This window comes from Sphingomonas sp. Ant H11 (assembly GCF_000797515.1).
Classification (GTDB): domain Bacteria; phylum Pseudomonadota; class Alphaproteobacteria; order Sphingomonadales; family Sphingomonadaceae; genus Sphingomonas.
This window is the reverse complement of record NZ_JSBN01000105.1, coordinates 1-17364: the sequence shown is the minus strand read 5'-3', so window position 1 is coordinate 17364 and position 17364 is coordinate 1. Positions and strand designations below refer to the sequence as shown.

General features: G+C 65.9%; 14 protein-coding genes and 3 pseudogenes. 8 read left to right on the top strand and 9 right to left on the bottom strand.

Going from position 1 to position 17364, the window contains the following annotated elements; all coding sequences use genetic code 11:
- On the top strand, window positions 1-616 hold a 616-nt coding region (locus NW75_RS17615), incomplete at its 5' end, for a phospholipase D-like domain-containing protein (protein WP_033966510.1).
- Window positions 613-1935 carry an MFS transporter gene (locus tag NW75_RS17610; protein ID WP_033966506.1) on the top strand — a complete coding sequence of 441 codons (1323 nt, stop codon included), beginning with the start codon at window positions 613-615 and terminating at the stop codon, window positions 1933-1935. The genes NW75_RS17615 and NW75_RS17610, both read left to right, overlap by 4 nt.
- On the opposite strand, the gene NW75_RS17605 is transcribed toward NW75_RS17610, so the two are convergent.
- Window positions 1897-4185 carry a CDC48 family AAA ATPase gene (locus tag NW75_RS17605; protein ID WP_033966505.1) on the bottom strand — a complete coding sequence of 763 codons (2289 nt, stop codon included), beginning with the start codon at window positions 4183-4185 and terminating at the stop codon, window positions 1897-1899. The two genes, NW75_RS17610 and NW75_RS17605, sit on opposite strands and share 39 nt — an antisense overlap.
- The gene (locus NW75_RS25365; RefSeq protein ID WP_197057871.1) at window positions 4142-4621 is read right to left on the bottom strand and encodes a hypothetical protein; all 480 of its coding nucleotides are present in this window, start codon (window positions 4619-4621) and stop codon (window positions 4142-4144) included. The genes NW75_RS17605 and NW75_RS25365 overlap by 44 nt, the downstream gene beginning before the upstream one ends.
- Here NW75_RS25365 and NW75_RS17600 point away from each other — a divergent pair.
- The 6 genes and pseudogenes from NW75_RS17600 to NW75_RS17575 all read left to right on the top strand — a co-directional run bounded on the left by NW75_RS17600 (window position 4554) and on the right by NW75_RS17575 (window position 9255).
- On the top strand, window positions 4554-5444 hold the full coding sequence (locus NW75_RS17600; RefSeq protein WP_033966504.1) for a LysR substrate-binding domain-containing protein: 891 nt from the start codon (window positions 4554-4556) through the stop codon (window positions 5442-5444). The genes NW75_RS25365 and NW75_RS17600 overlap by 68 nt on opposite strands.
- Before the next feature lie 127 nt (window positions 5445-5571).
- Window positions 5572-6339, top strand: a complete 768-nt coding sequence (gene hisF / locus NW75_RS17595) for an imidazole glycerol phosphate synthase subunit HisF (protein WP_033966496.1) — start codon at window positions 5572-5574, stop codon at window positions 6337-6339.
- 74 nt (window positions 6340-6413) lie between these two features.
- On the top strand, window positions 6414-6668 hold the full coding sequence (locus tag NW75_RS17590) for a hypothetical protein (protein ID WP_033966494.1): 255 nt from the start codon (window positions 6414-6416) through the stop codon (window positions 6666-6668).
- Between the two features lie 31 nt (window positions 6669-6699).
- Window positions 6700-7019, top strand: a pseudogene (locus NW75_RS17585) (phosphoribosyl-ATP diphosphatase).
- Between the two features lie 177 nt (window positions 7020-7196).
- On the top strand, window positions 7197-7574 hold the full coding sequence (locus NW75_RS17580) for a histidine triad nucleotide-binding protein (protein WP_033966492.1): 378 nt from the start codon (window positions 7197-7199) through the stop codon (window positions 7572-7574).
- 91 nt (window positions 7575-7665) lie between these two features.
- Window positions 7666-9255, top strand: coding sequence for an amino acid permease (locus NW75_RS17575; protein WP_033966487.1), 1590 nt, complete (start codon window positions 7666-7668; stop codon window positions 9253-9255).
- A gap of 102 nt (window positions 9256-9357) precedes the next feature.
- On the opposite strand, the gene NW75_RS17570 is transcribed toward NW75_RS17575, so the two are convergent.
- The 7 genes and pseudogenes from NW75_RS17570 to NW75_RS17540 all read right to left on the bottom strand — a co-directional run.
- Window positions 9358-10356 (bottom strand): adenosine kinase, encoded by a 999-nt coding sequence (locus NW75_RS17570; RefSeq protein ID WP_033966484.1) that lies wholly within the window; start codon window positions 10354-10356, stop codon window positions 9358-9360.
- Between the two features lie 72 nt (window positions 10357-10428).
- Window positions 10429-11362 (bottom strand): annotated as a pseudogene (locus NW75_RS17565) (50S ribosomal protein L11 methyltransferase).
- Between the two features lie 172 nt (window positions 11363-11534).
- Complete coding sequence (locus tag NW75_RS17560; RefSeq protein WP_033966482.1) at window positions 11535-12743, bottom strand: ABC transporter permease; 1209 nt, start codon at window positions 12741-12743, stop codon at window positions 11535-11537.
- The gene (locus NW75_RS17555) at window positions 12743-13531 is read right to left on the bottom strand and encodes an ABC transporter ATP-binding protein (RefSeq protein ID WP_231565285.1); all 789 of its coding nucleotides are present in this window, start codon (window positions 13529-13531) and stop codon (window positions 12743-12745) included. The genes NW75_RS17560 and NW75_RS17555 overlap by 1 nt, the downstream gene beginning before the upstream one ends.
- A pseudogene (locus NW75_RS17550) lies at window positions 13506-14889 on the bottom strand (efflux RND transporter periplasmic adaptor subunit). The gene NW75_RS17555 and the pseudogene NW75_RS17550 overlap by 26 nt, the downstream one beginning before the upstream one ends.
- Window positions 14890-16359, bottom strand: a complete 1470-nt coding sequence (locus NW75_RS17545) for an efflux transporter outer membrane subunit (protein WP_033966480.1) — start codon at window positions 16357-16359, stop codon at window positions 14890-14892.
- Window positions 16360-16436: 77 nt separating this feature from the next.
- Window positions 16437-17364 (bottom strand): biotin/lipoyl-containing protein (locus NW75_RS17540; protein WP_331386185.1); only part of this gene is annotated, 928 nt, incomplete at its 5' end.

Below are 17364 nucleotides of genomic sequence, written 5' to 3'. Positions count from 1 at the left end.
GCGCCGTGCGCTGAAGACGTGGAGCGAGCCAGATGGCAGCGTGCGCTGGCTGTTCGGCGGCCCGACCCGCAGGCTGTCTCCCTGGGCGCGCGCGGTGAAGCGCGATCTCGAAGCCGCCCAGCGCGTCGATCTGATCTCCGCCTATTTCGCGCCGAGTCCGGGGATGCTGCGGCGGCTCGACGCGGCCGGGCTGCGCGGCCGGGTGCGGATCGTGCTGGCGTCCAAAAACGATCACGGTGCCGCGATTTGGGCGTCGCGCTTCACTTATGCCGGGCTGCTGCGCAAGCGCGTGCAGATCTACGAATATCAGCCGACCAAGCTGCACACCAAGCTCTTCCTGATCGACGACGTCGTCTATATCGGCTCGGCCAATTACGATATTCGCAGCCTGTTCCTGAACCTGGAAATGATGCTGCGGATCGATGACCCGGCCTTTGCCGCGCATGTCCGCGCCTATGTCGATAACGAGGTGGGTGAATCCGAGCGGATCACCGCCGAACATTATCGCGCCACCACCGGCTGGTGGACTCGCACCAAGCAGGCCGCTGCCTTTTTCGTGATGACCGTGCTCGACTATAACGTCACCAAGCGGCTCAATTTCGGGCGCGAGCGGTGAAGCGGCAAGCGCGGATCGATCGCGATTTCGCGTTGCTGTTCACCGTCATGCTGACGATCGCGGCGGGCAACACCGCGCTGCAATCGGTGCTGCCCGCGCTTGGCCGGTCGCTGCGCGTGCCCGACAGCGCGGTGGCGGCGGCATTTTCGGTATCGGCACTGCTGTGGGTGCTGGCGGCGCCGTTCTGGGCGAAGCGGTCGGACCGGCACGGACGGCGCGCGATGATCCTGCTCGGCGTCGGTGGTTTTGCCGTGTCGCTGAGCGTATGCGGCGTGTTTCTCACCGCCGGGATCAATGGCTGGATCGGCGGCACGGCGGCGTTCCTGTGCTTCATCGTCGGGCGGCTGATCTACGGCACCTTCGGCGCAGCGGCACCGCCCGCAGTCCAGGCGTTGGTCGCGGGCAATACCTCGCGCGCGCAACGCACCAAGGCGCTCACGCTGTTGGGATCGGCCTTTGGCCTTGGGACCATCCTTGGCCCCGCCATTGCCCCCTACCTGATCCTCGGGTCGCTCGGCGGGGTCGAGATCGGGCTGGCGGGCCCGGCCTTCCTGTTCGCGCTGTTCGGGCTCAGCGTGTGGATCGCGGTGCGGCAGATGCTGCCCAACGACCTGATCCCGCAGGCGGGGACGCATGGTGCGGCCAATGCCTATCCTTCGATCGGCGGGCAAAGTTCGGGTGCGAGCATCATGGCGGCGACCGAGCCGCATAGCGAGCAAGTGGGCTATGCCGACCCGCGCATTCGGGGCTGGATGATCGCGGGGCTGATCATGGGCCACGGCCAGGCGATGACGGGGCAGGCGATCGGTTTCCTCGTGATCGACCGCTTGCATCTCGCCCCGGCGCTCGCGCTGCAACCGACCGGTATCGTGCTCATGATGGGCGCGGGCGCGGCGCTGCTGGTGCAATGGGGGATCATCCCCAATCTCGATCTGCGACCGCGCGCGATGATGCTGACAGGGCTGCTGATCGCGACGCTCGGCTGCGTGCTGACCGGGCTGGCGACGTCGCTCTACAGCATCGCCTGCGCCTATGCGCTCGCCAGCGTCGGCTTCGGCTTTACGCGCCCGGCGTTTACGGCAGGGGCGTCGCTCGCGGTCGGGCATAACGCGCAAGGGGCGGTTGCGGGGAAGGTCACCTCGATCAACGGTGCGGCGTTCGTGCTGGGGCCGTCGATCGGGGTGGGGCTGTATGAAGCATGGCACCCGCTGCCCTATCTGACAGCGGGTGCCGCAATGCTGCTGCTGTTCCTCTATGCCCGCTTCACCTTGCGCGAACCGTCAGCGATCTCCCTCGCGGGGGCGCAATTGCCCCGGTGAGACGAAGCCGATTGGCTGCAGCGACGCCGCATCCTGCTTCAGCCGCGTGCTCATCGATTCATACTCACGTTCGAGCTCGGGCGTGACCGAGGCGCGCGATTCGCCCAGCGCAATCTCGAAATGCGCCATCGTCACCTGCGTGACGGCCAGCGATTCGCGCAAAGCCGTGAGCCCGGCGCGCCGCACGAGATCCTCGAGATCGGCTCCGGTGAAGCGATCGGTCCGTCGCGCGAGTTCGTCGAGATTGACGTCCTCGGCGATCGGCATCTTGGCGGTCTGGATCGCCAGGATGCGCGCGCGCCCGTCGAGGCTGGGCACGCCGACATAGATCAGTTCGTCGAAGCGGCCCGGCCGAAGCAAGGCCGGGTCGATCAGATTGGGCCGGTTGGTCGCGCCGATCACCACGACCGACTGCAATTCCTCCAGCCCATCCATCTCGGCGAGGATGGTGTTGACGACGCGTTCGGTCACTTGCGGCTCACCCAGCCCGCCGCCGCGCGCAGGCACCAGCGAATCAAGCTCATCGATGAAGATCACGCACGGTGCCACCTGCCGCGCGCGCGCGAACAATTTGGCGATTTGCTGTTCGCTCTCGCCATACCATTTGCTGAGCAGATCGGACGAGCGCGTGGCGATGAAGTTCGCCTGCGCCTCGCGCGCGACCGCTTTGGCCAACAAGGTCTTGCCGGTGCCGGGCGGACCGTAAAGCAGGAAGCCCTTGGCCGGGCGAATGCCCAGCCGCCGGAACGCATCGGGGTCCTTCAGCGGGAGTTCGACACCTTCCTTCAAGCGCATCTGCGCTGAATCGAGACCACCGACATCGTCCCAGCGGACGCGCGGTGCCTCGACCATCACTTCGCGCATCGCCGAGGGCTGCACGCGCTTCAGCGCATCGACGAAATCCTCGCGGGTCACGGCGAGCGTGTCGAGGATCTCGGGCGGGATCGTGCCCTCCGACAGGTTGAGCCGCGGCATCAGCTTGCGCACCGCCTCGATCGCCGCCTCGCGCGCGAGTGCGGCAAGATCGGCCCCGACAAAGCCATAGGTGGTGCGCGCCAGCTCATCCAGATCGACCTTGTCGCCAAGCGGCATACCACGTGTGTGGATGCCGAGAATCTCGCGACGACCGCGCTCATCCGGCACGCCGACGACGATTTCCCGGTCGAACCGACCCGGACGCCGAAGCGCCTCATCGATCGCTTCGGGGCGATTGGTCGCCGCGATCACCACGACATTGGCGCGCGCTTCCAGCCCGTCCATCAGCGTCAGCAATTGCGCGACCAGCCGCTTCTCGGCCTCACCCGACACTTGCCCGCGCTTGGGCGCGATCGAATCGATCTCGTCGATGAACACGATCGAGGGTGCCGCCTTGGCCGCTTCCTCGAACACCTGACGCAACTTGCCCTCGGATTCGCCGTACGCGGAGCCCATGATCTCGGGCCCGTTGATCAGGAAAAACTCGGCGGCGGATTCGTTGGCAACGGCGCGCGCAAGCCGCGTCTTGCCGGTGCCGGGCGGCCCGTGCAGCAACACGCCCTTGGGCGGATCGACGCCAAGACGCTGGAACAATTCGGGGTAGCGCAGCGGCAATTCGACCATTTCGCGCAACTGATCGATCGTCGGGCCCATGCCGCCAATATCGTCATAGGTAACGTCGGCGCGGCGCGCTTCCTTCGGCTCCTCATATTCGGGGCGAAGTTCAATTTCAGTATTTTCGTCCACATGCACCACGCCCTTGGGCACGGTGGAGATCACCGCGAGGCGGATTTCCTGGAGCGCATAAGCCGGCGCGCGCAGCATATTCTGCACACCGGGGGGCATGTTGTCGACGCGCTGCTGCCCTGCGGTTGCGACGACGTCGCCCTGCGTCAGCGGGCGGCCCAGGAAGGTGCGCTTCAACGCGTTGGACGAGCCCTGCAAACGCAGATTCTGCTGCGCCGGGGCAAACACCACCCGCGTCGCCGCCTTCGATTCGACACGGCGGATTTCGACGAAATCGCCCGACCCGACTCCCGCATTGGCGCGCTGAAGCCCATCGATGCGGATGATCTCAAGCCCTTCGTCCTCGGCATAAGGCGCGACCGCGCGCGCGGGGGTGGAGGATTTGCCAACGATCTCGATAACATCGCCCTCGCCAAGACCGAGCGCGGCCAGCAGCGCGCGGGGCACGTGGGCGAGCCCGCGCCCGCTATCCTCGGGACGGGCGTTAGCGACCTGCAATTTCCGAATCGGCGTCTCGACGTCCGCCATAGATCTGTTCCTCGCTTAAACCCGTCGCTGCGCAGGGCAGTCGGCCAGGTGTTGAGCGCGCGAGATAGGAACGTGGTTCCACAAATGCGAGAGCGCGGGCGAAGTCGTTACGGAAGGCGTTGATAAAACAAAAAAAGGGCCGACCCTGTGAAGGATCGGCCTTGAAAGTTTTAGGAGAGGATGCCTGAAAGGCACCCCCTATGTGCCGTGCGGCGTTCCATGTTGCAAGTGCGAAAGAACCGATTGCGATTGCGCTTTCTGCAATCGGTGCTTTTCTTTTGCAGTCGAGAAATGATAGCTTTCGAGCGAACGGTATTTTGGTGCGCTGCACAAGATAGCGCAACCATAAGGGAAGAGGCCATTCCATCATGCGGAGATTGCCGCCATTGACCGCAATCGAGGCGTTCGTGCAGGTCGCACGGACGGGGTCGATCAAGGCTGCATCGCAGGAACTCGCTTTGTCGCCGCCCGCGCTCAGCCGCCGCATCCAGGCGCTGGAGCGCTTCATCGGACGCCCGCTGTTCGAACGACGCCATCAGGCGGTGGTGCTGAACGCCGACGGCGACCGCCTGCTGCAGCAGATCGCGCCGGCGCTCGACCAATTGTCGGACGCGGTCGAAATCATGACCAGCAATACCGATGTGCTGCGCCTGCGGCTTGGCATCTTGCCGCTTTACGCGTCGCAACGGCTGTTTCCGCGCTTGCCCGAGCTGCGCGCCAAGCACCCCGAACTGCATCTTGACGTCGATACCGCGCAGCACGGCCTTGCACGACTGGGCGAAGGACTGGACGCGGTGATCGCGCTTGCGCGCGAGATCGACCCGACGCTTTATGCGCGGCGGCTGGATCGCAATCAGGTCTATGTCATCGGCGCGAAGCAGCTGCGCGAAGGCGCGGACCCGATCGTCCGCCCGGAACAGCTTGCTGGCCTGACCGCGCTGGTCCATCGCGACATGCCCGATACGTTCAGCGCCTGGCGCGCGGCAGCGGGACTGACCGACCTGGAACCACTCGCGATCGACCATTTCGATTCGGGAGCGTTGATGCTGGAGGCGGCTGCGCAAGGGCTTGGCATCGCCTTCATGCACGCCAGCCATTTCGAGGATGCGCATGACGACCGGCTGGTGCGGCTGTTCGATATTCCGGTGGAAAGCCCGTACAGCTATTGGTTCGCCTGCCGACCGCGCGCGCTGACGCAGCGGCCGGTCAAACTGTTTCACGACTGGCTGATCGACACCATCGCCGATCCGAGCGTGTAAATTTCCCTCTCCCCACTGGGGGAGAGGGTCGGGGAGAGAGGCCATCATGGGCGACAGCCCCTGATACTGCCCCTCTCCCGACCTCGCCGCGCTCGGCCACCCTCTCCCCAATGGGGAGAGGGAGACTGTGACCGTCCGCGCGCGCGTCATTCCCTGTCTCGACGTCGCCAACGGCCGCGTCGTCAAAGGCGTCAACTTCGTCGAGCTGCGCGATGCCGGCGATCCGGTCGAGCAAGCCCGCGCTTATGATGCGGCGGGGGCTGACGAACTGTGCTTCCTCGACATCACCGCCAGCCATGAAGCGCGCGGCACGATCCTCGAGGTCGTGCGCCGCACCGCCGAAGTGTGCTTCATGCCGCTAACCGTTGGCGGCGGGGTGCGCTCGGTCGAGGATGCGCGCGCGCTGCTGCTGGCGGGCGCGGACAAGGTCGCGATCAACAGCGCGGCGGTGGCGCGGCCCGAACTCGTCGCCGATCTCGCCGATCGCTTCGGCAGCCAGTGCGTCGTCGCCTCGGTCGATGCGCGGCGGGTCGAGGGGGGCTGGGAAGTGTTCACCCATGGCGGCAGGCGCGCGACGGGCATCGACGCCGTCGCGCACGCGCTGCGCCTGGCCGAGCTTGGCGCGGGCGAATTGCTCGTCACCTCGATGGACCGTGACGGCACGAGGAAAGGCTTCGACCTAGCGCTCACCCGCACCATTGCCGATCAGGTCCGCGTGCCGGTGGTCGCCTCGGGCGGGGTCGGCGGCTTGTCCGATCTCGTTGCGGGGATCAGCGAGGGCCATGCCAGCGCGGTGCTCGCCGCCTCGATCTTTCATTTCGGCGAAGCGAGCATCGCCGACGCCCACGCCGCGTTGGCAGCGGCGGGCATCGCGGTGCGGCGGCCGGTGGCGTGAGTTTCTCGATTCGCCACCACCCCGGCGCACGCCGGGGCCCAGAAGCGCCAGCATCGGCAAGCCGGGACCGCACCATGATTTCCGAAGTTTCGCGACTGGGCCCCGGCGTGCGCCGGGGTGGTGCTAGGGCGCAACTGGCCTGTTCAACAGCGATCCTCGGTCTTCAAGCCGTAACCCCCGCCCTCGCCGCCCCGCATAGCGGTGTGCCAAAGGTTCGCACCGGGCCCGAACTCTCGGACATCGCCTTGTTCGTGGTCGCCGCAATCGGCGTGTTCGTGGTGCGCCGCGCGCTTCGCAAACGCTTTATGAAGCGCCCGCCCAAGGATTGACGCGCGGCGGCACTTGCGCCAGCCGTGGCGCATGGCCCACGACCCGATCGACCAGCTCGAAGCGACGATCCACGCCCGCAAGGTGCCGATCCCGCAACCTCCTACACCGCCAAGCTGTTCGCGCGCGGCCGCAAGAAGATCGCGCAGAAGGTCGGCGAGGAAGCGGTCGAGACCGTCATCGCCGCTTTGGTCGAGGATAAGGCCGCGCTGGTGGGGGAGGCGACCGACCTGGTCTTCCACCTGCTCGTGCTGCTGGCCGAGTGCGACGTCACGCTCGACGACATCCGTGCCGAGATCGCCCGGCGCGAAGGCGTGTCCGGGATCGACGAAAAGGCCGCGCGAAAGGCCTAATGCCTCCCCTCCCGCTTGCGGGGTGGCCGCTTCTTTCTCCCCTCGCTTGCGGGAGGGGCCTTCTTTCTCCCCTCCCGCTTGCGGGAGGGGTTGGGGGAGGGCATGAAGCCCACACCGCCGGGAGCCCCAGGAGGAAAGCCCCTCCCCTAACCCCTCCCGCCCGCGGGAGGGGAATTTATGCCCGTCGACGCAACACTGCCCTATGACGACCAGAACGTCTTCGCCAAGATCCTGCGCGGCGAAATTCCCGCGACGCGCCTGTACGAGGACGACTACGCCCTCGCCTTTCCCGACATCAACCCGCAATCCCCGACGCACATCCTGGTGATCCCCAAGGGTGCCTATGTCTCGTGGGATGATTTCAGCGCAAGGGCGTCCGATGCCGAAATCACCGGCTTCGTCCGCGCGGTCGGCAAGGTCGCGCGCGATGCCGGACTGGTCGCCCCCGGATACCGGCTGCTCGCCAATAGCGGCACCGATTCGCACCAGGAAGTGCCGCACCTTCACGTCCATATCTTCGCCGGGCGGGCGCTTGGGCCGTTGCTCGCGCGCTAAGGGGATTGCGCGCGCCCGTTTTGGCTTTAGGCTCGTATAGTAAGCGCGCGTATCGGTGGATCGCGCAGCACACACGTGGGGATCCAACTGCATGATTTTTGACAGGGTGAAATCTCTGGACGCGATTCTCGCGACCGCCGAAAAGAAGGGTCTGCATCGATCGCTGGGCGCGTTCCAGTTGACGATGCTCGGCATCGGCGCGGTGATCGGTACGGGTATCTTCGTGCTCACCTCCGAAGCCGCGCAAAAGGCCGGGCCGGGCATGTTGCTCAGCTTCGTCGTGGCGGGCTTCGTCTGTGCCGTCGCCGCGTTATGCTATTCCGAACTGGCTTCGATGGTGCCGGTCTCGGGCTCCGCTTATACCTACACCTATGCCGTTACCGGCGAATTGCTGGCGTGGATGGTCGGCTGGGCGCTGATCCTCGAATATGCCGTCGGCGCGAGCGCGGTCGCGGTCGGCTGGTCGAACCATTTCGTCGGCTTGCTTACGGGTCTCGGCGTGCACGTGCCCGCCGCGATCAGTAACGCCGACGCTTTGATGGCGCATGTCGCGGTCGCCTTCGGTGCGACGCCCAATGCCGATCTGACCACGGCAATGGCGACAGGCGGCTGGATCAACTTTCCGGCGGTCGTGATCGTCGGCCTGGTGACCTGGCTGCTAGTGATCGGCACCACCGAGAGCGCACGCGCCAATGCCGTGCTCGTCGCGATCAAGATCACCGCGCTCACGGCCTTCATCATCCTGACCATTCCGGTTCTCAAATCGAGCAATTTCAACCCGCTGATCCCGACCGGCACCGCCGGTGTGTTCGGCGCGGCGGCGTCGATCTTCTTTGCCTATGTCGGCTTCGACGCGGTTTCGACGGCGGCCGAGGAAACCAAAAACCCGCAGCGCAACGTGCCGATCGGCCTGATCGCGTCGCTTGGCGTGTGCACCATCTTCTATCTGCTCGTCGCCACCGGTGCGATCGGTGCGATCGGCGCGCAGCCGGTGATGAGCGGTGGCATTCCGCTGTCGCCGGGCTCGCCCGAGCTTGCTGGCCGCTGCGCCAGCATCGTCGCCAGCGGCACCTTGGAACCGCTCGTCTGCTCCAAGGAAGCGCTGGTGCATGTGCTGACGTCGATCGGCTGGCCCGCCATCGGTCGCCTGGTTGGCCTCGCCGCCGTGCTGGCGCTGCCGTCGGTCGTGCTGATGATGATGTTCGGCCAGACTCGCGTATTCTTCACGATGGCGCGTGACGGTCTGCTCCCGGCCAAGCTCGCTTCGGTCCATCCGAAGTTCCGGACCCCGCATGTGGTGACCGTCGTCACCGGCATCGGCGCGGCGCTGGCGTCGGCGGTGCTGCCGGTCGGCAAGCTTGCCGATTATTCCAACTCGGGCACGCTGTTCGCCTTCTTCATGGTGGCGGTGTCGGTGATGGTATTGCGCAAGACCGATCCGTCGCGGCGTCGTCCGTTCCGCACGCCGGCGGTCTACATCATCGCGCCGCTGGCGATCATCGGCTGCCTTGGCCTGTATTTCTCGCTGCCGCTCACCGCTATTCTGGTGCTGCCGGGCTGGGGCGCGATCGGGTTGATCGTGTATTTCCTCTACAGCCGTTCGCGCAGCCATGTCGGGCTCGGCATCACCGAGGTGGTGTCGGACGACGATCTGGCACCCTTGCCGCCGGGCTCGATCTGAGCCGGGTCGCACCGCACACGAAAAAAGGCCGGGGAGCGATCCCCCGGCCTTTTTTTATATCTCGCGCACGTCTCCCCTCCCTGAAAGGAGGGGAGGAAGGTTTCAGCCGAGCTTGCTTGCGATCAGCGCCTTCAGGTCGACCTGCGCACGCGCGCCATAATGCGAGATGATCTCGGCGGCGCAAATCGCGCCCATGTTGAGCGACGCTTCGATGCTCTTGCCCTGCGCCTGACCGCGCAGGAAACCGGCGGCGAACAGGTCGCCCGCGCCGGTGGTGTCGACCACACGCTCGATCGGCTCGGCGGGGACGCTGACGGTCTTGCCGCCCGACACCGCGATCGCGCCATGCTCGCTGCGCGTCACCACCAGCATCGGCACTTCGGCCGAGGCGGCAGCCACCGCCGCGTCGAAATCCTCGGTGCCCATCAAGGCCGTGATCTCGGCTGCATTGGCGAACATGATGTCGATCAGGCCATCGGCCATCAGCTTACGGAAGTCGCCGCCGTGGCGCGAGATGCAGAACACGTCGCTCAGCGTGAAGGCGACCTTGCGCCCGGCCTTGCGCGCAACCTCGATCGCGGCGCGCATCGCCTGACGCGGCTCTTCCGGGTCCCACAAATAGCCTTCGAGATACAGGATCGCGGCGCTGGCGATTAGGTCACGGTCGAGCGCGGCCTCGGGCAGGAATTGCGAGGCGCCGAGGAAGGTGTTCATCGTGCGCTGGCCATCGGGCGTGACGAAGATCAGGCAGCGCGCCGTCGTCGGTGCGCCTTCGCGCGCCGCAGTGGTGAAATCGATGCCGACCGCGCGAATGTCGTGCGCGAAGATGTCGCCCAGTTCGTCATTGGCGACCTGACCGATGAAACCGCATTTGCCGCCCATCGCCGCGATACCGGCGACGGTGTTGGCGGCAGACCCGCCGCTCGCTTCGATCCCCGGGCCCATCTTGGCGTAGAGCGCGTCGGCTTCCTCCGGCGAGAACATCAACTGCATCGAGCCCTTGGTCATCGCCGCCTCGGCGAGGAAAGCGTCGTCGGACTGCGACAACACGTCGACGATGGCATTGCCGATCGCGACGACGTCGTAGGTTGGCTCGGTCACAGAGGGTCTCCGGTCAAAAAAGGTTGCTGCGCCGTACCGGGGCCATGGGCACTAGGCAACCGCCCCCGCCGGTCAGAGGTCGAGCGCCCAGCCGTCGCGGCCCTTGGGGTCGATCGGCCTGGTCGGCACATAACGCTCCGCCCCCGCCGTCAAGCGCAGGATCGACCAGTCGCCGCGCCGGTCGACCGCGTCCAGCGTGCAGCCGCACTCGCCAAACGCCGCGACCACATCGCCGCGCTGCGTCTCCAGCAGCCCCGCCAGCACGATGGTGGCACCCGGGGGCCGCGATCGCGGCGATCTCAGGCGCCATCGACACCAAAGGCCCGGCCAGAATATTGGCGATCAGCAGATCATACGGCGCACGCGCGGTGATGCTGTCGTCGAGCGCGCCATCGGCGACGATCAAGTCGATCGCCGGAATCGCGTTCAGCTCGGCATTCTCGCGCGTCACCACGATCGCGCGCGGGTCGATGTCGGTCGCGACGATCGTCGCCCCTGGCCACAAATGACGCGCAGCAAACGCCAAAAGCCCCGTCCCCGTCCCGACGTCGATGATGTTGTCGAAACCCCAGTCCGCCATCCCATCCAGCATCGCAAGACATCCCGAGGTGGTCGCATGATGCCCCGTCCCGAACGCCTGCCCTGCCTCGATAAGGAAAGCGCGCGCGCCCGGCGGCGGCGCGACCGGATGCGCGCTGGTGTGCACGACGAAACGCCCCTCGGCGATCGGCTCCAGCCCTTGCTGGCTGAGCGTCACCCAATCCTCGTCCTCCAGCTTTTCGGTCACGGGTGGCGCACCAGCGGCACTCGGCACCAGCGCACAAATCGCGGCGATCGTCTCAGGCGTGGGCTCCGCCTCGAGATAGGCGTCGAGCCGCCAATGTTCGCGGTCATCTTCCTCGATTTCGGTCGTCATCAGCACGACGCCCTCGGCGACATCCTCGGCGGCATCGATCGCCTCGGCTTCGGCGCGGGTACAAGGCAGGCTCACTTTCCAACTGGTCATGCCAGCCTCCTGCCCATCCCCTTTACCCCGCGCAAGCGGGCATCATATTCTTCTCTGCGTCCTCCGCGCCTCTGCGCGAAAAAGAAAGATTCTGTTCGCGCAGAGGCGCGGAGGACGCGGAGGAAGTAAGGGCGAGAGAAGTGCGCTGCGCGCCTATTCGTGGCGCTGCGCGCTATTCGTGGCGCAGCGCGTCGATCGGGTTGAGCGAGGCCGCGCGGCGCGCCGGGAAATAGCCGAACACCACACCGATCAACGCCGATATGCCAAAGGCGATGATGTTGATTTGCGGCACGAACAGGAAATCGACCTTCATCACGCCCGATAGCCCCAGTACCGCCACTTGCGCCACGATCAGCCCGATCACCCCGCCCAGCATCGACAAGGCAATCGCCTCGACCAGAAACTGCATCAGCACCTCATTCGCCACTGCGCCGATCGCGAGGCGGATGCCGATCTCGCGCGTGCGTTCGGTTACCGACACCAGCATGATGTTCATGATGCCGATGCCCCCCACGATCAGGCTGATCGCCGCCACCGTGGTGACGATGCCGGTGAGCAAGGTCGTCGATTGCGTCAGCGTCGCGGAAATCTGCGCGGTGTCGAAGATGTTGAAATCATCGTCCTTGCCGCCGGTGATGTTGCGCCGTTCGCGCAGCAGATTCTCGATCGCGGCCTGCACTGCGGCACTCGCATACGCCTGGTCGACGCCGACCAGCATCAGCTTCAGATCGGTCGAACCGGTAAAGCGGCGCTGCACGGTCTTGAGCGGCATGATCACGACATCGTCCTGATCACCGCCAAAGCCGGCCTGGCCGCGCTTCGACAGCAACCCGATCACATCACACGAAATCCCGCCGATCCGCATCCGCGTCCCGAGCGGAGAGCCACCGCGATAAAGATTGTCGTTGACGGTATTGCCGATGATACAGACCGATTTGCCCGCAGCCTCCTCGGTCGGCGAGAAATAGCGGCCCTCGGTCAACGGCCATGGTTGCACCAGGAAATATTCGTTGGTGGTGCCATTGACGGTCGTCGACCAGTTCGCGCCTTCGTAAATTGCGGTCGCGGACGTGCCTGCCTGCGCCGCCACAGCGGTGACCCCGGCGATTTGATCGCGGATCGCGGCCACGTCCTGCGGCTTGAAATCGGGCGGACGCGGCCCGCCGCCGCCACGGCCGAAGCCCTGTCCCGGACGCACTTGCAGGATGTTGGTGCCCAGCGACGAGATCGATTTCTGCACCGCCGCCGTGGTGGCGTTGCCGAGTGTCACCATCGTCACCACCGCCGCCACGCCGATAATGATGCCGAGCGTCGTCAGGAACGACCGCAATTTGTGCCGCGAGATCGAGCGCAGCGCGAGGATGAGCGTGGTGCCGAGCATCAGTCGAACGCCGGAACCTGGCCGGGCGCATGCTGCGTATCGACGCGCTCGACCAGGCCGTCCTTGAAATGCACGATCGTGCGCGCAAACGCCGCCATGTCGGGCTCGTGCGTCACCATAATCACCGTAATCCCGCTGTCGCGGTTGAGCCCGGCGAGCAATTGCATGATCTCGACCGAGCGTTCCGAATCGAGGTTGCCGGTCGGCTCGTCGGCCAGCAACACCGCCGGGCTGGTGACGATCGCACGCGCGATCGCAACGCGCTGCTGCTGCCCGCCCGACAGCTCAGCAGGCGTGTGATCCCACCAGTCGGCCAGCCCGACCTTGTCGAGCGCCGCCATCGCCGCCGCGCGCCGCGCCTTCTTCGCGTCACCGCGATAGAGCAGAGGCAGTTCGACATTCTCCAGCGCGCTGGTGCGTGCGAGCAGATTGAACCCCTGGAACACAAACCCAAGATATTTGCGCCGCAGCAAAGCGCGCTGGTCTCGATCCAGCGTTTCGACATGCACGCCCTTGAACTGGAAGGTCCCGCCGCTCGGCACGTCGAGACAGCCGAGGATGTTCATCGTCGTCGATTTGCCCGATCCGCTCGCCCCCATCACCGCCACGAAATCCCCTTCGGCGATGTCGAGGTCGATGCCCTTCAGCGCCAGGAACGCGGTCGCGCCCTCGCCATAGGTCTTGGTGACGCCGCGCAGGCTGATGATCGGCTGGCCCGCGGCGGGCCCGATCCGTGCGCCGCGCTCGATCGCGACGGGCGCGCTACTGGCCACCGCTCTGCCCGCCATTGCCCTTGCGCTTGCTCGATCCGGGAGCCGTAGCGCCGGTCGCCAATTGCCCGGTGATGACCTTGTCGCCGACCTTGAGGTCACCGCCGATAACTTCGGTCATCGTGCCGTTGCTCTCGCCCGTGGTGATTTGCACCGGCTGCGGCGTGCCCGTCGCATCGGCGACATACACTGTCTGCGATCCCCCGCGCTTGACCGTCTCGCCCTTGGTCGAGCCAGCCCCGCCGCGCCGCGGCCCGCGCGGAATCAGCTCCCGCAATACCGCTGTTCGCGCTGGCTCCCGTCGCCGCCGGCTTGAAGCGCAAGGCGGCATTGGGCACCAGCAACACATCGGTCTTGGCGCTGGTGATGATGTCGGCGGTCGCCGTCATCCCAGGGCGCAATTGCAGGTCGCCATTGGCGACACTGAGCGTTGCGCTGTACGACACCACCTGCCCGGTGGTGGTGGTTGTCGAGCTCGTGGTGGATGTCTGCGCGCTCAGGTTCGACCCGAGATCGACGCGCGTGATCGTGGCGGGAAAGGTCTTGCCGGGAAAGGCATCGACCGTGAAGGTCGCCTTCTGCCCCTGTTTGACCGATCCGACATCGGCCTCATCGATCGCGACCTGCAATTTCATCGCCGACAGATCCTGCGCGATGACGAACAAGGTCGGCGTGCTGAACGATGCGGCAACGGTCTGGCCCGGCTCGATCTGGCGCGCGAGCACCACGCCGTTGACGGGCGAGCGGATCACGGTCTTGAGCAACTGCGTGGCGTTGGACGACAGCGTCGCGCGCGCCGACACCACATTGGCCTCGGCCGCCTTCACATTGGCGATGGCGCGGTCACGATCGGCAAGCCCCTGTTCCAGCTCGGTCTTGGCCGGTACGCGCCCGCCCGACAGGCGGCTGACTTCCTGCAAGCGCGCCAATTGCGCGACCGACTGTGCCAGCGTCGCCTGGTTCTGCGCCACGGTTGCCTGCGCGGCGTTGAGCGCGGCCTGGCTCTGGTTGACGGCATCCTGAAAACGCGAGGGATCGACCAAAGCGAGCGGCTGACCCTGGGTGACCCGGTCATTGACGTCGACCACCACCTTGGTGACCAGGCCCGACAATTCCGAGCCGACCTGCACCTGGTTGGTGGGAGCAAGCTTGCCCGTCGCGGAAACGCTGACCGATAGCGCGCCGCGGGCGACGGTTTCGGTGGCATATTCGGGCTTGGCGCTTCCGGCGAGGCAGCTCTTTAGCGCCAAAAGCAGCAGGATCACGCCAAGCGCGACCGCCCCCCATTTGACCCAGCGCCGCCACGCAGGAACCGGCTTGGCCCCCAGAAAGGCGTCCAGATCGGGACGAGTGTTGGAGGTGGCGGGATCGGCCATTTATCGTACCTGCGCGGGAGAAGAAGGAGTCGGGAGCGTCGTCGGATCGGCAGCACTGTCCCAGCCGCCGCCGAGCGCGAGATAGAGCTGGACCAGGGCATTGGCGCGATCGGACTGCGCCTGCGACAAGCCGTTGCGCGCCGACAACAGGCTGCTCTCGGCGGTGTTGAGCGTGGTAAAATCGGTCAAACCCGCGCGATACTGGCTGCGCGACAGGATCGCGGTGTTGTTGGCGGCATCGAGCGCGATGGTGAATTCCGCCACGCGACGCTTGGCACTGTCGAGCGCGACCACGGCATTTTCGACATCTTCCAGGCCGGTCAGCACGGTCGACTTATACGCCGCCAGCGCACCGTCTGCGGCGGCTTCGTTGGCGCGGACTTGCGAATGCAGCCGCCCGCCATTGAAGATCGCCTGGGTCAGCCCGGCAAAGGCCTGCCCCGCAATCGTCTGGAACAAATTGCCGATCTTGGACGCATCGGTCGAAAAGCTGCCGCTGATCGCCAGCGCCGGATACAGTTGCGCCTTGGCCACGCCGATCTGCGCGACAGCGGCGGCCAGCGAGCGTTCGGCCGCGCGCACGTCGGGGCGCTGGCGCAGCGTATCGACCGGAATACCCGTCGCGACCGAATCCGGCCCGGCGGGGATCGGTTTGACCGCTTCCAGCTCGGTTTTCAGCGCGCCCGGTGCCTGCCCCGTCAGCACGCCGAGCCGCGACACCGCCGCGTTGTAATTCTGTTCGAGCGTCGGGATGGTCGCCGCCGTGCTGGCGCGCTGCGAGCGCGCCTGTTCGGCATCGAGCGACGACACCAGCCCCGCTTGCACGCGGAAGCCCGCAATTTCGAGATTGTCGTCCTGCAGCACCAGCGAGCCGCGCGCATTGGCAAGTTGCGCCTGATACAGCCGCGCCAGCATGTAATTGCGCGCGGTTTCCGCCTGGGTCGACAGCAGGACGGTGGCATAATTGAAGCCCGACGCCTGATATTGCGCGCGGCTGGCATCGATGGTCCCGCGGATCTCGCCGAACAGCCCGGCCTGATACGACGCGCTTAGCCCGACCGACAGCGTGTCGCCGGAACCGCGCCCGGTGATGATCGTCGCCCCGCCCGGCAAAGTGGTGGTGCCGCCGACAATGCTTTGCGATCGGGTATAGCCCGCCGATCCACTCAGCGTCGGCAACAACTGCGCGCGCGACTGGATCAGCGCTTCGCGTGCCTGGCGCAACCGTGCGACAGCCTGCGCGATATCGAGGTTGTTGACGCGCGCGCGCTCGACGATGCTGGCCAGCAAGGGATCGTCGAAATTGGCCCACCATGTCGTGATGTTGGCCAAGGGCCGCGTGTCGGCGGCCACCGAATACCCATCGGGGACGCCCAGCGCAGCCGGGGTGGCGGGGTGGTAGGCGGGTCCGACCGAACACCCCGCAATCGGCAATGTCAGGGCGAGCAACAGGACGATCGGGGAGCGCATGATCCCTATTTGGCTAATACACCGCGCGCGGTCCACCGAAATTTCGTGACAATCTGTCGCGGAAACTACGTCTTGCGTTACTCCATTTCCAGAATGACCGCATCGACGGCGAGACTGTCGCCGGTTTTGGCGTTGATCGCCTTCACGGTGCCCGCCTTTTCGGCGCGCAGGATGTTTTCCATTTTCATCGCCTCGACCACGGCGAGCGGCTGACCCGCTTCGACTTTGTCGCCCGCCGCGACATCCAGCCGCATTAACAGGCCCGGCATCGGGCAGAGCAGGAATTTCGACAGATCGGGCGGGATCTTCTCGATCAGATGCTGCGCATAGGGTGCGACATGCGCAGGCAGCACGCGCGCGACATGGCTTGCGCCGCGCGTGGTGAGCGTAAAGCCGGTGCGCGTGCGTGCGATCTTCACGGTCAGCGGGGCGTCGTCCAGCTCGGCCTCGACGACGCGGTCGCCCGGCGTATATTCGAGCGCGATGTCGAGATCGGCATCGTCGACCGTGATGCCGCTGGTCGAAATCGCCACCAGATGCTCGGCGTCGCCGATCTTGACCGACCAGTCCGACGGCGGCCGCAACCGCTTGCCGAGCTGCCCGTCGATGCGACGTGCGCGGTCCGCCTCTGCGGTGGCAGCAAAGGCCGCGATCGCGGCGAGCGCTTCGGACAGTTCGGGCGACGCAGGCGCGCCGTGGAAGCCGTCCGGATATTCCTCGGCGATGAAGCCGGTGGTGATATTCCCGCTGCGGAAGCGCGGATGCTGCATCAGCGCCGACAGGAAATCGAGATTGTTGCCCGGCCCTTCGATCTCGAACGCGTCGAGCGCGGCGATCTGCGCATCAATCGCCTCAATCCGCGTCGGCGCCCAGGTGATCAGCTTGGCGATCATCGGGTCATAGAACATGCTGACCTCGCCCCCTTCGCGCACGCCATCATGACACGGACATACGCTTCTCCCCTCCCCTTCAGGGGAGGGGTTGGGGGAGGGGAAGTCTCCAGCG

Coding starts and splice junctions, on each gene's coding strand:
- NW75_RS17555 (WP_231565285.1), bottom strand. CDS start 13,531: ATGGCGGGCAGAGCGGTGGCCAGTAGCGCGCCCGTCGCGATCGAGCGC.
- NW75_RS17560 (WP_033966482.1), bottom strand. CDS start 12,743: ATGCTCGGCACCACGCTCATCCTCGCGCTGCGCTCGATCTCGCGGCAC.
- NW75_RS17590 (WP_033966494.1), top strand. CDS start 6,414: ATGATTTCCGAAGTTTCGCGACTGGGCCCCGGCGTGCGCCGGGGTGGT.
- NW75_RS17575 (WP_033966487.1), top strand. CDS start 7,666: ATGATTTTTGACAGGGTGAAATCTCTGGACGCGATTCTCGCGACCGCC.
- NW75_RS17545 (WP_033966480.1), bottom strand. CDS start 16,359: ATGCGCTCCCCGATCGTCCTGTTGCTCGCCCTGACATTGCCGATTGCG.
- NW75_RS17605 (WP_033966505.1), bottom strand. CDS start 4,185: ATGGCGGACGTCGAGACGCCGATTCGGAAATTGCAGGTCGCTAACGCC.
- NW75_RS17600 (WP_033966504.1), top strand. CDS start 4,554: ATGCGGAGATTGCCGCCATTGACCGCAATCGAGGCGTTCGTGCAGGTC.
- NW75_RS17580 (WP_033966492.1), top strand. CDS start 7,197: ATGCCCGTCGACGCAACACTGCCCTATGACGACCAGAACGTCTTCGCC.